The sequence below is a fragment of the Mycobacterium sp. genome, assembly GCF_050700595.1.
GTDB lineage: Bacteria > Actinomycetota > Actinomycetes > Mycobacteriales > Mycobacteriaceae > Mycobacterium.
Genome location: NZ_JBOHHI010000034.1, coordinates 1 through 16,324 on the forward strand (window position 1 = coordinate 1; position 16,324 = coordinate 16,324).

General features: G+C 67.1%; 24 protein-coding genes. 8 read left to right on the plus strand and 16 right to left on the minus strand.

Annotated features, from left to right (window positions below; all coding sequences use genetic code 11):
- On the minus strand, positions 1–489 hold a 489-nt coding region (locus ACRDTL_RS03060), incomplete at its 3' end, for an FGGY family carbohydrate kinase (RefSeq protein ID WP_431505247.1).
- A gap of 57 nt (positions 490–546) precedes the next feature.
- Here ACRDTL_RS03060 and ACRDTL_RS03065 point away from each other — a divergent pair.
- Genes ACRDTL_RS03065 through ACRDTL_RS03075 form a run of 3 tightly spaced genes read left to right on the plus strand, consistent with a single transcriptional unit; the run spans position 547 to position 2,790 of the window.
- Complete coding sequence (locus tag ACRDTL_RS03065; RefSeq protein ID WP_431505267.1) at positions 547–1,491, plus strand: NAD(P)-dependent oxidoreductase; 945 nt, start codon at positions 547–549, stop codon at positions 1,489–1,491.
- On the plus strand, positions 1,488–2,144 hold the full coding sequence (locus ACRDTL_RS03070; RefSeq protein ID WP_431505248.1) for an L-fuculose-phosphate aldolase: 657 nt from the start codon (positions 1,488–1,490) through the stop codon (positions 2,142–2,144). Before ACRDTL_RS03065 ends, ACRDTL_RS03070 begins: the two co-directional genes overlap by 4 nt.
- 7 nt (positions 2,145–2,151) lie before the next feature.
- Positions 2,152–2,790: an NUDIX hydrolase N-terminal domain-containing protein gene (locus ACRDTL_RS03075; protein WP_431505249.1), complete on the plus strand. Its 639-nt coding sequence runs from the start codon at positions 2,152–2,154 to the stop codon at positions 2,788–2,790.
- A 24-nt stretch (positions 2,791–2,814) separates the two neighbouring features.
- Here ACRDTL_RS03075 and ACRDTL_RS03080 read toward each other — a convergent pair whose 3' ends face one another.
- Complete coding sequence (locus ACRDTL_RS03080) at positions 2,815–4,029, minus strand: zinc-dependent alcohol dehydrogenase (RefSeq protein ID WP_431505250.1); 1,215 nt, start codon at positions 4,027–4,029, stop codon at positions 2,815–2,817.
- A complete protein-coding gene (locus ACRDTL_RS03085) occupies positions 4,026–4,802 on the minus strand; it encodes an SDR family NAD(P)-dependent oxidoreductase (protein WP_431505251.1) in 777 nt (258 codons plus the stop codon). Before ACRDTL_RS03085 ends, ACRDTL_RS03080 begins: the two co-directional genes overlap by 4 nt.
- Positions 4,803–4,881: 79 nt before the next feature.
- Here ACRDTL_RS03085 and ACRDTL_RS03090 point away from each other — a divergent pair, with 79 nt between their 5' ends.
- Positions 4,882–5,811: a class I SAM-dependent methyltransferase gene (locus ACRDTL_RS03090; RefSeq protein WP_431505252.1), complete on the plus strand. Its 930-nt coding sequence runs from the start codon at positions 4,882–4,884 to the stop codon at positions 5,809–5,811.
- 10 nt (positions 5,812–5,821) lie between these two features.
- Positions 5,822–6,742 carry a class I SAM-dependent methyltransferase gene (locus ACRDTL_RS03095; RefSeq protein WP_431505253.1) on the plus strand — a complete coding sequence of 307 codons (921 nt, stop codon included), beginning with the start codon at positions 5,822–5,824 and terminating at the stop codon, positions 6,740–6,742.
- An 86-nt stretch (positions 6,743–6,828) separates the two neighbouring features.
- Here ACRDTL_RS03095 and sppA read toward each other — a convergent pair whose 3' ends face one another.
- Entirely contained in the window at positions 6,829–8,625 is a 1,797-nt protein-coding gene (gene sppA, locus ACRDTL_RS03100) for a signal peptide peptidase SppA (RefSeq protein WP_431505254.1), read from the minus strand.
- A gap of 52 nt (positions 8,626–8,677) precedes the next feature.
- Here sppA and ACRDTL_RS03105 point away from each other — a divergent pair, with 52 nt between their 5' ends.
- Positions 8,678–9,607, plus strand: coding sequence for an LLM class flavin-dependent oxidoreductase (locus tag ACRDTL_RS03105; RefSeq protein ID WP_431505268.1), 930 nt, complete (start codon positions 8,678–8,680; stop codon positions 9,605–9,607).
- 124 nt (positions 9,608–9,731) lie between these two features.
- Entirely contained in the window at positions 9,732–10,964 is a 1,233-nt protein-coding gene (locus tag ACRDTL_RS03110; protein ID WP_431505255.1) for a serine hydrolase domain-containing protein, read from the plus strand.
- 83 nt (positions 10,965–11,047) lie between these two features.
- Here the strand turns inward: ACRDTL_RS03110 and rplO are convergent, their stop codons facing one another.
- The 12 genes from rplO to ACRDTL_RS03170 all read right to left on the minus strand — a co-directional run bounded on the left by rplO (position 11,048) and on the right by ACRDTL_RS03170 (position 16,118).
- Positions 11,048–11,488, minus strand: coding sequence for a 50S ribosomal protein L15 (gene rplO, locus ACRDTL_RS03115; RefSeq protein ID WP_431505256.1), 441 nt, complete (start codon positions 11,486–11,488; stop codon positions 11,048–11,050).
- A complete protein-coding gene (gene rpmD / locus ACRDTL_RS03120; RefSeq protein ID WP_431505257.1) occupies positions 11,485–11,688 on the minus strand; it encodes a 50S ribosomal protein L30 in 204 nt (67 codons plus the stop codon). The genes rplO and rpmD overlap by 4 nt, the downstream gene beginning before the upstream one ends.
- Before the next feature lie 3 nt (positions 11,689–11,691).
- Positions 11,692–12,378, minus strand: coding sequence for a 30S ribosomal protein S5 (gene rpsE, locus ACRDTL_RS03125; protein ID WP_431505258.1), 687 nt, complete (start codon positions 12,376–12,378; stop codon positions 11,692–11,694).
- Between the two features lie 25 nt (positions 12,379–12,403).
- A complete protein-coding gene (gene rplR / locus ACRDTL_RS03130; RefSeq protein ID WP_431505269.1) occupies positions 12,404–12,772 on the minus strand; it encodes a 50S ribosomal protein L18 in 369 nt (122 codons plus the stop codon).
- 35 nt (positions 12,773–12,807) lie between these two features.
- The gene (gene rplF, locus ACRDTL_RS03135; RefSeq protein WP_431505259.1) at positions 12,808–13,347 is read right to left on the minus strand and encodes a 50S ribosomal protein L6; all 540 of its coding nucleotides are present in this window, start codon (positions 13,345–13,347) and stop codon (positions 12,808–12,810) included.
- 23 nt (positions 13,348–13,370) lie between these two features.
- Positions 13,371–13,769, minus strand: coding sequence for a 30S ribosomal protein S8 (gene rpsH / locus ACRDTL_RS03140; protein WP_431505260.1), 399 nt, complete (start codon positions 13,767–13,769; stop codon positions 13,371–13,373).
- A gap of 19 nt (positions 13,770–13,788) precedes the next feature.
- Positions 13,789–13,974 (minus strand): type Z 30S ribosomal protein S14, encoded by a 186-nt coding sequence (locus ACRDTL_RS03145; RefSeq protein WP_431505261.1) that lies wholly within the window; start codon positions 13,972–13,974, stop codon positions 13,789–13,791.
- Between the two features lie 4 nt (positions 13,975–13,978).
- Complete coding sequence (rplE, locus tag ACRDTL_RS03150) at positions 13,979–14,542, minus strand: 50S ribosomal protein L5 (RefSeq protein ID WP_431505262.1); 564 nt, start codon at positions 14,540–14,542, stop codon at positions 13,979–13,981.
- The gene (gene rplX / locus ACRDTL_RS03155; protein WP_431505263.1) at positions 14,542–14,859 is read right to left on the minus strand and encodes a 50S ribosomal protein L24; all 318 of its coding nucleotides are present in this window, start codon (positions 14,857–14,859) and stop codon (positions 14,542–14,544) included. Before rplX ends, rplE begins: the two co-directional genes overlap by 1 nt.
- The gene (gene rplN / locus ACRDTL_RS03160) at positions 14,860–15,228 is read right to left on the minus strand and encodes a 50S ribosomal protein L14 (protein WP_431505264.1); all 369 of its coding nucleotides are present in this window, start codon (positions 15,226–15,228) and stop codon (positions 14,860–14,862) included.
- A 194-nt stretch (positions 15,229–15,422) separates the two neighbouring features.
- Entirely contained in the window at positions 15,423–15,962 is a 540-nt protein-coding gene (locus tag ACRDTL_RS03165; protein ID WP_431505265.1) for a DinB family protein, read from the minus strand.
- 18 nt (positions 15,963–15,980) lie between these two features.
- Positions 15,981–16,118, minus strand: coding sequence for a hypothetical protein (locus ACRDTL_RS03170; protein ID WP_431505266.1), 138 nt, complete (start codon positions 16,116–16,118; stop codon positions 15,981–15,983).
- A gap of 67 nt (positions 16,119–16,185) precedes the next feature.
- Here ACRDTL_RS03170 and ACRDTL_RS03175 point away from each other — a divergent pair.
- The coding region (locus ACRDTL_RS03175) for a YlcI/YnfO family protein (protein WP_431505270.1) at positions 16,186–16,324 on the plus strand (139 nt) is incomplete at its 3' end.

The following is a 16,324-nucleotide window of genomic DNA, read 5'->3' on the forward strand; positions in this document are numbered from 1 at the left end:
GGTGTAGGCGGTGGCGAAGTCGATCACCGCCTCGCCGGCCAGGGCCTGGTTGGCCACTGCGGGGGCGGGCCAGTAGCCGGCCGCGTCCGGCGCCTGGCCGGTGGTCCAGCGCAAAAACTCGGCCGTCTCCCCCACCGGGGGTAACGACGCGACCGATTCGTTACTGGCCACCGGCACGCGACCGCGGCCGTCGCCGTAGAGCAGTCCAGGTGTGATCGGCCGGCCGCCGGAGTCGACGGCGGTCAGCGACGGCACCATCGCCGAGACGGCCACGGCGCGCGCGTCGCGGCGGGCCAACCGATCCAGGGCGGTCAGCGGACCCTGCCGCCACGCCTCATCGGCGTCGTGCTCCAGCCGGTCCGGGGCCGGGACGCGCAGCCGGTGCGGGATTCGTGCCCGGGCCGTCACCCGGCCGTCCTGGTCGGCGGCGACCGCTTTGACGGCGGTAGTGCCGATGTCGATGCCGAGTGTGACCTCTTCGCGTGACACGGGCGTCACCGTACGCCAGCATTGGCAGGCGTGACGTGTGCTTTGGTGACGGCCCCGATGCGGGGCGACGGGTTCGACAAGTTGCGCCGACTGGCCGACGTGGTCTACGACCCGTGGATCGACCAGCGGCCGTTGCGGATCTACACCGCCGAGCAACTGGCCGAGCGGATTTCGTTGGAGGCCGCCGATGTCGTTGTGGTGGAAAGCGATTCGGTCAGCGGCCCGGTGTTCGAGCTGGGATTACGCGCGATTGCCTCCACCCGCGGTGATCCCAACAACGTCGACATCGACGGCGCCACCGCGGCCGGGATCCCGGTGCTTTACACCCCCGCCCGCAACGCCGACGCGGTCGCCGAGATGACGCTCGCGCTGCTGTTCGCGGCCACCCGGCACGTGCTGAGCGCCGACGCCGACGTGCGGGCCGGGGAAGTGTTCCGCGACGGCACAATTCCGTATCAGCGGTTCCGGGCCGCCGAGATCGCCGGTTTAACTGCCGGGCTGGTCGGTCTGGGTGCCGTCGGCCGGGCGGTGCAGTGGCGGCTGGCCGGGCTGCGTGTGCGGGTGATCGCCTACGACCCGTACAACGACGAAGCCCGGCACAGCCTCGACGAACTGCTCGCCGAGGCTGACATCGTGTCGCTGCATGCGCCGGTCATCGACAGCACTGCCGGGATGATCGGCGCCGAGCAGTTCGCCGCGATGCGCGACGGGGTGGTGTTCCTCAACACCGCGCGGGCGCAGTTGCATGACACCGACGCGCTGGTCGACGCGCTGCGCAGCGGCAAGGTCGCCGCCGCGGGCCTGGACCATTTCGTCGGCGAGTGGTTGCCGACCGACCATCCGCTGGTGGGCATGCCTAATGTGGTGCTCACGCCGCACATCGGCGGCGCGACGTGGAACACTGAAGCGCGGCAGGCGCAGATGGTTGCCGACGACCTGGAAGCGCTGCTGGCCGGTCGTAGACCGACTCACATCGTCAATCCGGAGGTGCTGGCCTCATGAGATTTGTAGACAACGCCGAGACCGCGGTGCTGGCGGCGGCCAAAGACATGCTGCGCCGCGGCCTGGTCGAGGGCACGGCGGGCAACATCTCGGCGCGACGCGAGGACGGCAACCTCGTCATCACCCCGTCGTCGGTCGACTACGCCGAGATGGCGCTCGACGACCTGGTGCTGGTCGATCCGCAGGGCGGGGTGCTGCAAGCGGCCGACGGCCGGTCCCCGTCGACGGAAATGAAGTTACATCTGGCCTGTTATCAGGCCTTCGATGACATCGGCAGCGTCATCCACAGCCATCCGGTGTGGGCCACCATGTTCGCGATTGCGCACCAGTCGATTCCGGCCTGCATCGACGAGTTCGCCGTCTACTGCGGCGGGGAGATCCGCTGCACGGAGTACGCCGCATCCGGCACACCCGACGTTGGCGCCAACGCGATCAAGGCATTGGAGGGCCGGGCGGCCGCGCTGATCGCCAACCACGGCATGGTGGCCGTCGCGACGCGGCCGGACAAGGCGCTACACGTCACCGCCCTGGTTGAACGTACCGCTCAGATCGTCTGGGGCGCACGGGCACTCGGCGGACCGGTGCCCATCCCCGACGACGTCAACGCCGGCTTTGCGGGGATCTACACGTATCTGCGCGCCAACCCGATGTAGGAAGTCAGTGACCAGCCCAGCAGCCGATGCGGTGCGCCGGATTGGGATCAAACTCGCTGCGCTTGCCCAAGACGGGCTGACCTTCGCCATCAACGAGTACGACATCGACCGCTACCGGCAACTGGCGCAGCTGGCCGCCGAGCTGCTGTCGACGCTCAGCGGGCGATCCACCGACGAGCTCACGATGGAACTCGGACGCGACTCCGGTTACGCCACCCCAAAGATCGACGTGCGCGGCGTGATCTTCGACGAGCAAGAGCACGTGCTGCTGATGCGCGAGAAAGCCGACGGCCGCTGGTCACTGCCCGGCGGCTGGGCAGACCCCGGCGAAACTCCGTCAGCCGCGGTCGCCCGAGAGACCCTGGAGGAGACCGGTTATCGCACCTCGGTGGTCAAACTGATCTCCTGCTGGGACCGTGATGTTCAAGCCAATCCACCCCCGCTGCCGGTGCACGTCTACAAGCTGTTCTTCCTCTGCCGCGCCAACGGGGCCGTCCAGCCCGCCACCGCGCTGGAAACGCTCGCCGTGGGATGGTTCGACATGGCCGACCTGCCGCCGCTGTCGCTGGGCCGGGTCAACCACCGGCAACTGGAGCGGGCACTAGCACACCACCGCGATCCCACGCTACCAACCGAATTCGACTAATCGTCATCTCGTCTCCCGCCCCGCCTACCGCTGATCAAACGCCACCTTGACCGCGCCGCTTTCACCCTGGTTGGCGATCGCCAGGAAGGCCTCCCGCCACCGCTCCAGTGCGAAGGTGTGAGTGAGCATGGGCCGCAAGTCGATCCGGCCGTCGACGACCATGTCGAGGTAGTGCGCGATCGCATGCTTGCGCACCCCGTCGACCTCCTCGACACCAAAGGCGTTGGAGCCCACCCAGTTGATCTCCTTGAAGTACAACGGACTCCACTCCCACCGGCCGGGCGCGTGCACGCCGGCCTTCACCAATGTGCCGCGCGCCTTGAGCACCCGCACCCCGACTTCGAAGGTTTCCGGCTTGCCGACGGTGTCGTAGACGACGTCAATCGCACCCGGGTAGGCCATCGGTAAACCCTGCAACGGCTGGCGCAATCGGCCGCCGCCCCACGCAGCCAGCTCCTCGACCAAAGCCAGGCGTGGCTCGTGCGCTAAAACTTTGACCGCGCCGAACCGGCGGGCCAGCTCGGCCTGGGCCTCGAACCGCGCGACGACGGCTACCGCCACGTCGGGGTAGAGCGCGCGCAGGATCGAAACCGCACACAGCCCCAGTGAGCCCGCCCCGTACACCAGCACCCGGCCCGAGCGCGGCGGCGGGTGGCGGGTGATCGCGTGCAGCGATACCGAAAACGGGTCGGCGAACACCGCCAACTCGTCGGGCACCGACTCGGGCACCGAAAACAGCATGCTGTCATGGGCCGCCATCAACTCGGCGTAGCCGCCGGTCACGTCGGCCGACACCCCGGTGTGAATCCCGGGTTTGATGTCGCCGTCACAAAAGCTCCAGCACAGGCTGTAGTCACCGCGAGTACACGCGGGACACAACGGCTCGATACCGCGTGGCCCGCAGGACAACCACGGGTTGAGCACCACCCGCTGCCCGACCTCGAGTCCGCGGGCCTTCGGTCCCACCCTCACCACATCGGCGACCACCTCGTGGCCCATCACCTGCGGGAACGAGCAGAACGCCGCCATCGCGTTGTCGACGTCGTCCTCGCCGAAGTCGAGCAGAATCTGCTTGGAGTCCGACCCGCAGATCCCGGTCAGCCGGGGCCGGGTGATCACCCAATCATCGTGCAGCAGGCCAGGTTCCGGAATGTCCTGCAGCGCCACGGGACTGTGAGCGAGGGCGTCCTCCGGCCCCTCGAACGGCTCGGGCGGTACCCCGTAAACCAGCGCCTTCATCGTCGCGCCATCGCGGCCGCGCCGGCGATGTAGGCGTCGAGGTCGGCGTTTTTGGCGTCGACGATGGCCTTCATGTCCGGCAGGTAGTGCTCGAAACGGCCGCTGCCCAGCGCCGCAATGATGCCGTCGGCCACCTCCTCGGCGGGCACCTTCGGCCCGTCATACAGCGGCGTCTCGTTGTCCGGCCGGTCCCAGATCTCGGTGTCGACAGGTCCCGGTTCGATCAGCTTCACCGAAACACCCGTGCCGTGCAGATCGACGGCCATCGACTCGCTCCACCCGCACAGCGCGAACTTGCTGGCGCAGTATGCGGCTTCGTGGATGATGCCAAGCCGGCCACCCATGCTGGACACGTTGACGATCACGCCGTCGTCGCGGGCCAGCATCCGCGGCAGCACGGCCAGCGTGAGGCGCATCGGGGCGAAGAAGTTGACCTGCATGACCGTCTCCACCTCAGCCGGATTCAGCTCGGTGACCATCCGGCGTTTCGGGATTGCGGCGTTGTTGACCAGCACGTCGATGCCGCCGAGCGCATCCCAGGCCTGCAGCGCCAACCGCTCGATGGCCGCGGTGTCGGCCAGGTCGGCAACCCACATCGCCGACTCCGGCGAGCTGCGCCGACAGTCGGCCAGCACCGCTTCGAGCCGTTCCCGCCGTCGCGCGATCAACCCCACCACCGCGCCGCCGGCCGCCAGTGCCCGGGCCAGGGCCGCACCCACGCCCGACGACGCCCCGGTAATCAGGACCCGCTTGTCTGCCGTCGAGTAAGCCACAGCGAAAGCGTGCCTCAAGTGGCCACCGGGCGGTAGCTTAAGTTATATTGGCTAAGTAACAATTTTGAGAGGGGTGGCGATGACGACGCGTACCGATAACGACACCTGGGACCTGGCGTCGAGCGTGGGAGCGACGGCCACGATGGTTGCGGCGGCCCGGGCGATGGCGACCACTGCCGAGCGTCCGCTGATCAACGATCCGTTCGCCGACCCGCTGGTCCGCGCCGTCGGTGTGGAGGTGTTCACCCGGCTGGTCAGCGGCGATCTGAAGCCCGCCGACCTGCAGGACGACGCCCAGTCCGGCATGGGTCGCATGATCGACAACATGGCCGTGCGGACAAGGTTCTTCGACGAGTTCTTCCTGGATGCGACGGACTCCGGGATCGGGCAGGCGGTCATCTTGGCCTCCGGTCTGGATGCCCGCGCCTACCGGCTGCCCTGGCCGGCCGGGACGGTGGTATTCGAGATCGACCAGCCGCAGGTCATCGAGTTCAAAACCCGCACGCTTGCCGAGTTGGGCGCCCAACCCACGGTCGACCGGCGCGCGGTTGCGGTCGACTTGCGTGACGACTGGCCGGCCGCTCTGCGAGCGGCGGGGTTCGACCCGAGCCGCCCGACCGCGTGGAGCGCCGAGGGTCTGCTGGGCTACCTACCGCCGGAGGCGCAGGACCGGCTGCTTGACACGGTCACCGCGCTCAGCGCACCGGGCAGTCGGCTCGCCACCGAAAGCGCGCCCAACCGCGATCCCGCCCACCAGGAGCGTCTCAAGGAGCACATGCGCACGACATCGGAGCGTTGGCGCAACCATGGCCTCGATCTCGACATGACCGAGCTGATCTACTTCGGCGACCGCAACGAGGCAGCTCGCTACCTGACCGACCACGGGTGGCAGATGTCGGGCAGCAGCATCCGGGAGCTGTTCGCGGCCAACGGGCTTCCGCCCATCGAAGACGACTTCCCGTTCGCCGACCGGCTATACGTCAGCGGCACCTTGACAGCCAACGCATAGGAGTTATCCGATGGCACGCACCGATAACGACAGCTGGGACCTGGCCACCAGCGTGGGCGCGACCGCGACCATGGTTGCGGCTTCGCGCGCGCTGGCCTCACAGGAACCCGACGCGTTGCTCGACGATCCGTTCGCCGATCCGCTGGTCCGCGCAGTGGGCCTGGACCCCTTCGTCCGCATTCTCGACGGAGAGATCGATTTCGAGGATGACCCGCTGCTGAACCGCAAAACCCGCAGGGAGCAGATCGCGGTACGGACAAGGTTTTTCGACGACTTCTTCGCCGCGGCCACCGATGCCGGTCTGCGCCAGGCCGTCATTCTGGCTTCCGGTCTGGATACCCGGGCCTACCGTTTGCGGTGGCCTGCGGGCACGGTGGTCTACGAGGTCGACCAACCGCAAGTCATCGCGTTCAAAGGCACCACGCTGGCCGACCTCGGTGCCACTCCGACCACCGAGCGTCGTGCCATCGGCATCGACCTGCGAGACGACTGGCCTGCGGCGTTGCGGGCCAGCGGTTTTGACGGCACCCAGCCGACCGCGTGGAGTGCTGAAGGGCTATTGCCCTATCTGCCCCCCGAGGCCCAGGACCGACTGTTCGACAGCCTCACCGCACTGAGTGCACCGGGCAGCAGGCTGGCCACCGAACACGTCCCGGACCCGCAGGCCTTCTCCAACGAACGCGTGCAGCGCATCAACGAGCGGTGGCAGCGCTTCGGTTTCAACTTCAACGCGGAAGACCTGTTCTATCTGGGTCAGCGCAGCATCGTCGTCGACTACCTGGAGAGCCACGCCTGGCAGGTGACAGCTTTTCCCGCCAGGGAGCTGTGGGCGCGCAACGGCTTCGAGTTTCCCGAGGACGAGATGATGGCCGCCTTCGGCGAAATAAGCTACGTTGCCGCGACACTCGGCGCCGCGGCACTCGGCGGTTAGTCAATTGCCCGACTCGCCCCCTCGCCGCTTCGCGGCTGGGGGTGCCCCCACCTCATCGCGCTGCGCGCTCTGCATCGTCGTCGGGCTTAAAACCGCGACTCCCCCAGCCACAGCACGCTGACGCCGCTCAACGTCCGCTCGGCCTGGTCCACCAGGCCGACCACCGACTGGCCGATCAACGCGCCCACCGCGTCCGGCAACGACGCAGCCGTCGGCAACGACGACGGGCGCGGCCGCAATAGCTCCCACAACGAAGACCCGGGGTAGCTGACGATCCGGACCTCGGCGTCCTCGTCCAGCCCGGCGAGGACTTTGGCCCTCCGAATCGCTGTGCGCAACCCGCCGAGCTCGTCGACCAGTCCGCGTTCGAGGGCGTCCGCACCGGTCCAGATCCGGCCGCGGGCGACCTCGTCGACGGTCTGGGTACTCAGGTGACGACCGTCAGCCACCCGCTCTACGAAATCGGTGTAGGCCAGATCCGCTTCGGCCTCGACCTGCGCGTGCTGTTGCGGGGTGAACGGCGCGCTGATCGACCAGGCATCGGCATTAGCGTTGGTGCGCACCGCATCTGAGCCGACACCCAGCCGGTCCTTAAGGTCGCGCGCCACCAATTTTCCGGCCACCACCCCGATCGAACCGGTGATCGTGCCCGGGTTGGCCACGATCGCATCGGCGCCCATCGCGATGTAGTAGCCACCCGACGCGGCGACCGCGCCCAGCGACGCCACCACCGGCTTGCCGCGTGAGCGGGCCTTGCTCACCGCCCGCCAGATGGTTTCCGAGGCGGAGGCCGTTCCGCCCCGGCTGTCGACCCGCAGCACGATCGCCGACACCGTGTCGGTGGCGGCGGCGTCGCGCAGTGCCGCAGCGATGGTGTCTCCGCCGGCGCCGGACGTGCCGAACGGCAGCAGCCGAGGGCCGCCCCGTCCGCTGACGATCTGACCGGCCACCGTGACCACGGCGATAGCGGGCTTGGGCCGTCGTCCCGGGATCGGCGGCAACGGCGGCGCCGGTCGCGGCCCGGTGGCGCGGGCATAACGTGATAGATACAGCCGCGATGGTCCGGAGTCGTCATCGGCATCTCCGGTGTCTGGCGAGATGCCTTCGGCACCAACGAGTTCCGCGATCCGTGCATACGCCTCGTCGCGGAAGCCGATGCGGTCGACCAGCCGGCCGCTCACCGCGTCATCGCGCAGCAGCGGCGCTCGGTCGGCCAGCGCATCGAGGGCGTCGTAGTCGATCTTGCGTGCGTCGGCGACGGCCTGCCACACCTGAATTCGCAGGCTCTCCAGCAGTCGGGTGTCGGCCTCGCGGTGGGCGTCGGTGTAGCTGGCTTGCGTGAAATAGTTTGCCGCAGACTTGTATTCGCCGCGCGTGACAAACTGAGCTTCGATGCCGGCCTTGTCGAGTGCGTCCCGCAGGAACAGATTGTTGGTGGCGAAGCCGATCAGCCCCACAGTGCCCGACGGCTGCATCCACACCTCGCCGAACGCCGATGCCAGGTAGTAGGACAGCGTGCCCGGGTAGGTCTCGGCCCACGCCAGAGATGGCTTGACGGCAGCGAACGCGGCGAACGCCGCGCGTAACTCCTGAACCGGACCGGCCGCGGCGGCCGGCAACTCCACTCGGGCGATCAGCCCCGCCACCCGCGGGTCGTCGGCGGCCCGATAGATGGCGGCCACCGCCTCACGCAGCACCAGCGGCCGGCCACCGCTGGCGATGATCGCCAATGGGTCAAAGCCACCGGTCTCCGGCGGAGCGGCGTGCAGGTCGAGTTCGAGCACGCAACCTTTGGGGATACCGCGGTGGCGGGCCGTGTCGACCCGGCGTACCAGCGCCCGCACGTCGGCAGTGCCGGGCGGGTCGGGAAGAAAACCGAACATGACATGGAGCCTACCGATCGCCCGGGGTGACGCCGCCGCTTACGGTGAGGGAGTGAAGTTCGCCATCTCCATCCCCCAGCTCGATCCGGCGGGCTTCGATGCCGCCGGTATGCGCTCGTATCTCGCTCGCGCCGAGGAACTCGGGTTCGAGGGCGGCTGGGTGCTCGAGCAGGTAATCGGTGCGGCGCCGCTGCTGGCGCCGCTGGAACTGCTGGCCTTTGCCGCCGCCTGCACCGAGCGGCTGCGGTTGGGCGTTGCGGTGCTGGTGTCCTCGTTGCACGATCCGCTGCAGTTGGCCTCGGCGGTGACCGCCGTGGATCGGCTCAGCCACGGCCGGTTGGACGTTGGTGTCGCGCCCGGCGGCGGCTTCCGGAAGTTCGCCGCCTTCGGGGTGGACGGGGCGACCTTCGTGAGCAGTTTCACCGAAGGCCTGCAGCTGATGAAGGCTGCCTGGTCCGACGAGCCGAAGGTGACGTTCCACGGCCGGTTCCGTCAGCTCGACGACCTGCCGATCCAGCCGAAACCGGTACAACGGCCGCATCCGCCGATCTGGTTCGGCGGGCAGGCGCGCAAGGCCCTGGCCCGCGCGGTGCGCCACGGCGACGCCTTCCTGGGCGCGGGTTCCTCGACCACCGCCACCTTCGCCGAAGCGGTGACGACCGTGCGCCGCGAACTCGGCGCCCAGGGCAAGGATCCCGCCCGGTTCGACATCGGCAAGCGGGTGTACCTGATGGTTGACGACGATGCCGCCAGGGCACGCGACCAGGTGCTGGCCGGGCTGCACCGGATCTACGGCCGGATGCGCGGCATCGATGCCGTGCCGGTGTGTGGCACCCCCGGCGACGTGGTCCGCGGGCTCCGTGAGGTTGTCGACGCGGGTGCCGGGCTGATCCTGCTCAACCCGGTGGGCGACGACGTCACCCAGGATCGCGAGCAGATGGAACGTCTTGCCGCCGAGGTGATCCCGCAGCTCCGCTCGTAATTTGCTCGAGCGTGCGTGTCCCCGACCGACATGCCCGGGCTCATAGCCGGGTCTGCGCACGTTCGTCCGAGGAAGAATTGGCGATTCGCCCATCACTGGCAGCAGGTCACGATATAAACACCCGATGGTTCTCAAGGTCACAGTGTCACCGGACATGATCGACGGAAGCGTCGATGAGGGTTATGGAAAGGTCGCCGACGCCTTTCGCGCCAATTTCGCCGCCGGCCGTGAAGTCGGCGCTGCTGTCGCGGTTTATCGCGACGGCGTCAAAGTCGTCGACCTCTGGGGCGGCTATCGCAACGGCATCACCAAGACCCCATGGCAGCACGACACCATGGTCAACATGTTCTCGACGACCAAAGGTGTTGCCGCCCTTGCTGTTGCAGTGGCAGTGTCGCGGAGACTATTCGGCTACGACGACAAAGTCGCCGACCATTGGCCCGAATTTGCTCAAGCAGGCAAGGGCGACGTGACGGTGCGACAACTGCTGGGCCATCAGGCAGGCTTGTGTGTGCTGTCGCCGGCACCGACTGTGCAAGATGTCGCTGACCCGGCGAGACTGGCGCCGATCCTCGCCGCCCAGAAGCCGGTCTGGCCGCCTGGCACGCTGCACGGCTACCACGCGATCACACTGGGCTGGTACAAATCCGAACTCATTCGCCGCACCGATCCGGCCGGCCGCACGCTAGGCCGGTTCTTCGCTGATGAAATCGCCGGGCCGTTGGGACTGGACCTGCATATCGGGCTTCCGGACTCGGTTCCGCGCGACCGGGTAGCACACGTGCACAATTGGAAACGTGCAGAATCTCTGCTGCACCTCAATGTCATGCCGGCCGCACTTGTGGCCGCGTCATTCAACCCGGTCGGACTCCTAGCCCGGGCGGGCTCGCTTCCGCGCGGCGTCGTGCCTTGGGCCGGCGACTACAACCGCGACGACGTGCGCGCGATCGAAATCCCCTCGGCCAATGGGATCGGGACGGCCGTTGCGGTCGCGCACCTTTACGGCGCGGCATCGGCCCGGGACGCTGCGCTGGGCCTGACCCAACCCGTGCTGGACGACCTCATGGCACAGCCCACCCCACCAACTCGCGGACAGCGTGACCGGGTCCTGAACGTCGACGTCGTCTTCTCGCTGGGGTTGTCCAAGCCGACGCCATCGGGTGTGTTCGGGTCGTCCGACAAGGCTTTCGGCACACCGGGTTTCGGCGGCTCATTTGGGTTCGCCGACCCCGAAACGGGAATCGGGTTCGCCTATGTGATGAACCGGCTGGGTTTTCACCTCTACAGCGATCCACGCGAACTCGCCGTGCGCCAAGCCCTGTTCGGCGACGTGCTGGGCACTCGACCGCAGACCTAACCGACGCGAGCGTGCGCAAACCCGATGCTGCGAGCGGCGTGTCGCCCGGGGACACGCACGCTGGCGCCAGAGGAGGTACTTCGCTAGAGTTCGGTGACCGTGCCGCCCGCGGCAGTGATCTTCTCCCGCGCGCTGCCGCTGAACTTGTGCGCGGTGACGTCGGCTTTGACGGACAGCTTGCCGTCACCGAGCACCTTGACCAGTGAGTTCTTGCGCACCGCCCCCTTGGCGACCAGCTCGTCCACACCGATCGATCCGCCCTGCGGGAACAGCCGATTGATGTCCCCGACGTTGACGATCTCGTACTCGGTACGGAACCGATTGCGGAAGCCCCTGAGCTTGGGCAGCCGCATGTGGATCGGCATCTGGCCGCCCTCGAACGTCGCCGGAACGTTCTTGCGGGCCTTGGTGCCCTTGGTGCCGCGGCCCGCGGTCTTACCCTTGGAGCCGTCACCGCGACCGACGCGGGTGCGTTTGGTTTTCGACCCGGGCGCGGGCCGCAGGTCATGCAGTTTGAGGGTCATTTCTCAGCCTCCACAGATTCGACCTCCACAAGATGACGCACGACGGCGATCAAGCCGCGGGTCTGGGCGTTGTCCTCACGGATTACCGACTGGCGAATCTTTTTCAGTCCCAGGGTGCGCAGGCTCTCCCGCTGCTTCCAGCGGGTGCCGATCGTGCTGCGCACCTGGGTGATCTTCACCTGGGTTTTTTCCGATGCCATGGTCTACGCCGTTCCCTCGCGCACTGCGGCCGCGGCCGCCGCTTCGCTTTCCCGCCGCGCCTTGAGCATGCCGGCCGGCGCGACGTCCTCGATCGGCAGTCCACGCCGGGCGGCCACCTCCTCGGGTCGCTGCAGCAGCTTGAGCGCGGCCACCGTGGCGTGCACCACGTTGATCGCGTTGTCGCTGCCCAACGACTTGGCCAAAATGTCGTGGACGCCGGCGCATTCCAGCACCGCGCGCGCAGCTCCACCGGCGATCACCCCGGTACCGGGGCTGGCCGGGCGCAGCAGCACCACCCCGGCCGCGGCCTCTCCCTGCACGGGATGGACGATGGTGTCCCCGATCAACGGCACCCGGAAGAAGCCCTTGCGCGCCTCCTCGACACCCTTGGCGATCGCGGCCGGAACTTCCTTGGCCTTACCGTAGCCGACGCCGACCATCCCCTTGCCGTCACCGACGATCACCAACGCGGTGAAGCTGAATCGACGGCCACCCTTGACCACCTTCGAGACGCGGTTGATCGCGACGACCCGCTCCAGGTAGTTGCTTCCCTCCCGGTCCCGGTCCCGGCCGCGGCCACCACGATCGTCGCGCCGGCCCCGGCCCTCGCGCCCGTCGTGGCGTCCTTCACCGCGGGTCGCGCTGCCGGTGTCTCCAGGGGCGGCGGTGGGCGGCGTCTGCTCCGTCATTATGCAGTCCCTCCGTTGACAGTCATCAGAATTTCAGCCCGCTTTCGCGGGCTGCATCGGCAAGCGCCGCGATTCGTCCGCCGTAGGTGTAGCCTCCGCGGTCGAACACCACGGTATCGATTCCGGCGGCCTTGGCCCGCTCGGCAATCAGCTGACCGACCCGCACACTGTGGGCCTTCTTGTCGCCCTCGACGCCGCGCACGTCGGCCTCGATCGACGAGGCCGCGGCCAGTGTGGTGCCGTCGAGATCGTTTACCAGCTGCACGTGGATGTGCCGCGACGACCGGTGCACCACCAGCCGCGGACGCTCCGCGGTACCCGAGATCTTCTTGCGCAGCCGTGCGTGCCTGCGCAGGCGGGCCGTCCTGCGGATAGCGGATGCGTTCTGTTCCAACGGCTTTCGCACGTCTGTTTGTGTTGAGGCCATGACTACTTACCTGTCTTTCCGACCTTGCGGCGGACCTGCTCACCTTCGTAGCGCACGCCCTTGCCCTTGTACGGGTCCGAACGGCGCAACCGGCGAATGTTCGCCGAGATCTGGCCGACCTTCTGCTTGTCGATCCCGGAGATCGAGAACTTCGTCGCCGTTTCCACCGCGAAGGTGATGCCTTCCGGCGCCTCGACCACCACGGGATGGCTGTATCCCAGCGCGAACTCCAGCGTGTTGCCCTTGAGCTGCACGCGATAACCAACCCCGAAGATTTCCATCTTGGTGGTGTAGCCCTGTGTGACGCCAGTGACCAGGTTGGACACCAGCGTGCGGTTCAGTCCGTGCAGCGACCGGTTGCGGCGCTCGTCGTCGGGGCGGGTCACCACGATGGCGCCGTCGTCGTCCCGCGCGACACGGAGCGGGTCCGACACCTTGAGCTCCAGGGTGCCCTTGGGCCCGTTCACCGCCACGTTCTGGCCGTCGATCATCACGTCGACCCCGGTAGGCACCGGAATCGGCCGCTTACCAATGCGCGACATCTCTGTTTACGCTTCCTCTCCCGCTACCACACGTACGCGAGAACTTCGCCGCCCACGCGCTGTCTGGCTGCTTGACGGTCGGTGAGCAGACCCGACGACGTCGAGATGATCGCCACGCCCAGGCCGCCGAGCACCCGCGGCAGGTTGGTCGATTTCGCATACACCCGCAGGCCCGGCTTGGACACCCGGCGCAGACCGGCAATGCTGCGTTCTCGGGTCGGGCCGTATTTGAGCTGCACGACAAGCGCCTTGCCGACCCGTGCGTCTTCGATGCGGTAGCCGGTGATGTAGCCTTCGCGCTTGAGGATCTCGGCGATGTTGGCCTTGATCTTCGAATGCGGCAGGCTCACCTCGTCGTGGTACGCCGAATTGGCGTTGCGCAGACGTGTCAAAAAGTCCGCGATCGGGTCCGTCATGGTCATGGTCTAGTCCTGTGTCCTGTCACCAACTACTCTTCTGCACACCGGGCAGCTCGCCGGCATGCGCCATCTCGCGGAAGCAGATACGGCACAGGCCGAACTTGCGGTAGACCGCACGCGGCCGGCCACATTTACTGCAGCGGGTGTAGGCGCGCACCGCGAACCTCGGTTTGCGCTGAGATTTGTTGACCAGTGCCTTTTTTGCCATCTGTTCAGTTCTCCTTGAACGGAAAGCCGAGGGCCCGCAACAGTGCTCGCCCTTCGTCGTCGGTCGTCGCCGAGGTGACGACGGTGATGTTCATACCGCGGGTCCGGTCGATGGAGTCCACGTCGATCTCGTGGAAAACCGACTGCTCGGCCAGCCCGAACGTGTAGTTGCCGGCCCCATCGAACTGCTTGAGTGACAGCCCGCGGAAGTCCCGGATACGCGGCAGCGCAATGGAAGTAAGCCTGTCGAGGAACTCCCACATCCGGTTGCCGCGCAGAGTGGCGCGCACCCCGATCGGCATGCCCTCACGCAGTTTGAATTGGGCGATCGACTTGCGCGCCCGGCGGATCTCCGGCCGCTGCCCGGTGATCAGCCCCAGGTCGTTGACCGCGCCGTTGATCAGCTTGGCGTCACGCGCGGCTTCGCCGATGCCCATGTTGACGACGACCTTCACCACCGTCGGGGTCTGCATCACGTTGCCGTAGTTGAACTGCTGCTGTAGCGCGTCGCGGATCTCTTGGCGGTAGCGCACCTTGAGCCGCGGCTGCACTTTCTCTGTCGTCGTCATCAGACGTCCTCGCCGTTGCGCCTGGAGATGCGGACCCTTTTGCCGGTGTCCTCGTCGACGCGGTAGCCGATTCGGGTGGGGTTGCCGTCGGAATCGACGATCATCACGTTGGAAACGTGGATCGGCGCTTCCTGGGTGACAATGCCGCCCGACCGGGCGCCCCGCTGATTGGTCGAGATCGCGGTGTGCTTCTTCACTCGGTTGACGCCTTCGACCAGCACCTTGTTGCGGGTGGGGTAAGCCTGCAGCACCTTGCCCTTGGCGCCCTTGTCTTTGCCGGAGATGACCAGCACGGTGTCGCCCTTGTGCACCTTCATCTACAGCACCTCCGGGGCCAGCGAGATGATCTTCATGAAGCGCTTCTCCCGCAGTTCGCGGCCGACCGGGCCGAAGATGCGGGTTCCGCGCGGGTCGTTGTCGGGCTTGATGATCACCGCCGCGTTCTCGTCGAACTTGATGTAGCTGCCGTCGGGGCGGCGGCGTTCCTTGACGGTGCGCACCACCACGGCCTTCACGATTTCACCACGCTTGACGTTGCCGCCGGGGATGGCGTCTTTGACCGTCGCCACGATCACGTCGCCGATACCGGCGTACCGCCGCGACGAGCCGCCGAGCACCCGGATGCACAGGATCTCCTTGGCGCCGGTGTTGTCGGCCACCTTCAGCCGCGATTCTTGCTGAATCACTCGATCTCTCCTACATCTTCCAGGCCCGGTTAACCTGTGCACGGCAGACGGTGCCGCCTTGGCCTGACGTGCATGCTCTTCATCGCCGAAGGGCACGCGGGGCCAGCTGAGCTAAGTGCATTACGCTGGCCGAGGTCTGCCGACGGCAACCCCTAGAGTCTAGGTGACGACCTGCTCAGCGCCAAATTTGCGGGCTAGCCCGTTATGCCGCCGATCCTGCGGATATCACCGAGGTGGTGAATGCCTTCGTGCATCGCCTGGCGGACGAGCCAACGGGCTGTGCGCTGCTCGCTCGGCAAGCGGGTGGCGACGCGATCCCAGTCCTGTTCTCCCGTGCGGGTGATTGCCTCGCAGAACCCCGCCGTGGCCGCTGCAAGCTCGCCAAGGGTGGCGGCGAGGTCGGCGTCGTTGTAGTGGAACCGTTGTGCCCGCAGATCGTTGAACATCGGCTCCAGCGCCGGCCGGTCCTCGGTGCGGGTGCGGTGCAGCCGGATGGTGGAGGTCGTGTAGACGTCGCGCAGGTGGCAGACATACTCGGCGACCGACCAGACCTGTGGGCTGGGGCGCTGCCGCTGCGCCTCGGGTGGGATGGCGTCGACGGCCTCGCGCACCGCTGGCGGTAGGTCGGCGATGGCGCTGACGGCGTCGTCGATGCTGATCTGTTGGTAGACCAGCGCGCAGACATCGCAGGTGTGGTCTTCGGCAGCCAGCGGCGGTAGCTGCTGGCGGCTCATGTGGATATCCTCCACCACCTAGAACGATGGTGGGTCGTCGTCGGGGTGGGGTGGGGCGGGTCCGAAGTAGCTCATGGAGTCGGTGTGGCTGTGTCGGCGTTCGGTGGCGATGCGCTGAGCGCGGTCTTGGGTGCGGATACCGCGGCGTTTGGGCATCGTCAGCGCGTTGGCCGTTAGCGGATTCAGCCCCTGAAGAGCATACCAAACTGGTACCATCTACGAAGTGAGCACACAAATTGCGGTCCGCTTACCCGACGAGATCGTCGCTTTTATCGATGACGAAGTCCGGGGACAACATGCCCGCAGCCGTGCGGCTGTCGTGGTGCGGGCGCTGGAACGGGAACGTCGCCGTCGTCTCGCCG

Coding starts and splice junctions, on each gene's coding strand:
- rplO (WP_431505256.1), bottom strand. CDS start 11,488: ATGACCCTCAAACTGCATGACCTGCGGCCCGCGCCCGGGTCGAAAACC.
- ACRDTL_RS03090 (WP_431505252.1), top strand. CDS start 4,882: ATGACGACGCGTACCGATAACGACACCTGGGACCTGGCGTCGAGCGTG.
- ACRDTL_RS03145 (WP_431505261.1), bottom strand. CDS start 13,974: ATGGCAAAAAAGGCACTGGTCAACAAATCTCAGCGCAAACCGAGGTTC.
- rplX (WP_431505263.1), bottom strand. CDS start 14,859: ATGAAGGTGCACAAGGGCGACACCGTGCTGGTCATCTCCGGCAAAGAC.
- ACRDTL_RS03110 (WP_431505255.1), top strand. CDS start 9,732: ATGGTTCTCAAGGTCACAGTGTCACCGGACATGATCGACGGAAGCGTC.
- ACRDTL_RS03095 (WP_431505253.1), top strand. CDS start 5,822: ATGGCACGCACCGATAACGACAGCTGGGACCTGGCCACCAGCGTGGGC.
- ACRDTL_RS03070 (WP_431505248.1), top strand. CDS start 1,488: ATGAGATTTGTAGACAACGCCGAGACCGCGGTGCTGGCGGCGGCCAAA.
- ACRDTL_RS03170 (WP_431505266.1), bottom strand. CDS start 16,118: ATGCCCAAACGCCGCGGTATCCGCACCCAAGACCGCGCTCAGCGCATC.
- rpsE (WP_431505258.1), bottom strand. CDS start 12,378: ATGACGGAGCAGACGCCGCCCACCGCCGCCCCTGGAGACACCGGCAGC.
- ACRDTL_RS03165 (WP_431505265.1), bottom strand. CDS start 15,962: ATGAGCCGCCAGCAGCTACCGCCGCTGGCTGCCGAAGACCACACCTGC.
- rpmD (WP_431505257.1), bottom strand. CDS start 11,688: ATGGCATCGGAAAAAACCCAGGTGAAGATCACCCAGGTGCGCAGCACG.
- rplE (WP_431505262.1), bottom strand. CDS start 14,542: ATGACGACGACAGAGAAAGTGCAGCCGCGGCTCAAGGTGCGCTACCGC.
- ACRDTL_RS03065 (WP_431505267.1), top strand. CDS start 547: ATGCGGGGCGACGGGTTCGACAAGTTGCGCCGACTGGCCGACGTGGTC.
- rpsH (WP_431505260.1), bottom strand. CDS start 13,769: ATGACCATGACGGACCCGATCGCGGACTTTTTGACACGTCTGCGCAAC.
- rplF (WP_431505259.1), bottom strand. CDS start 13,347: ATGTCGCGCATTGGTAAGCGGCCGATTCCGGTGCCTACCGGGGTCGAC.
- ACRDTL_RS03080 (WP_431505250.1), bottom strand. CDS start 4,029: ATGAAGGCGCTGGTTTACGGGGTACCGCCCGAGCCGTTCGAGGGGCCG.
- sppA (WP_431505254.1), bottom strand. CDS start 8,625: ATGTTCGGTTTTCTTCCCGACCCGCCCGGCACTGCCGACGTGCGGGCG.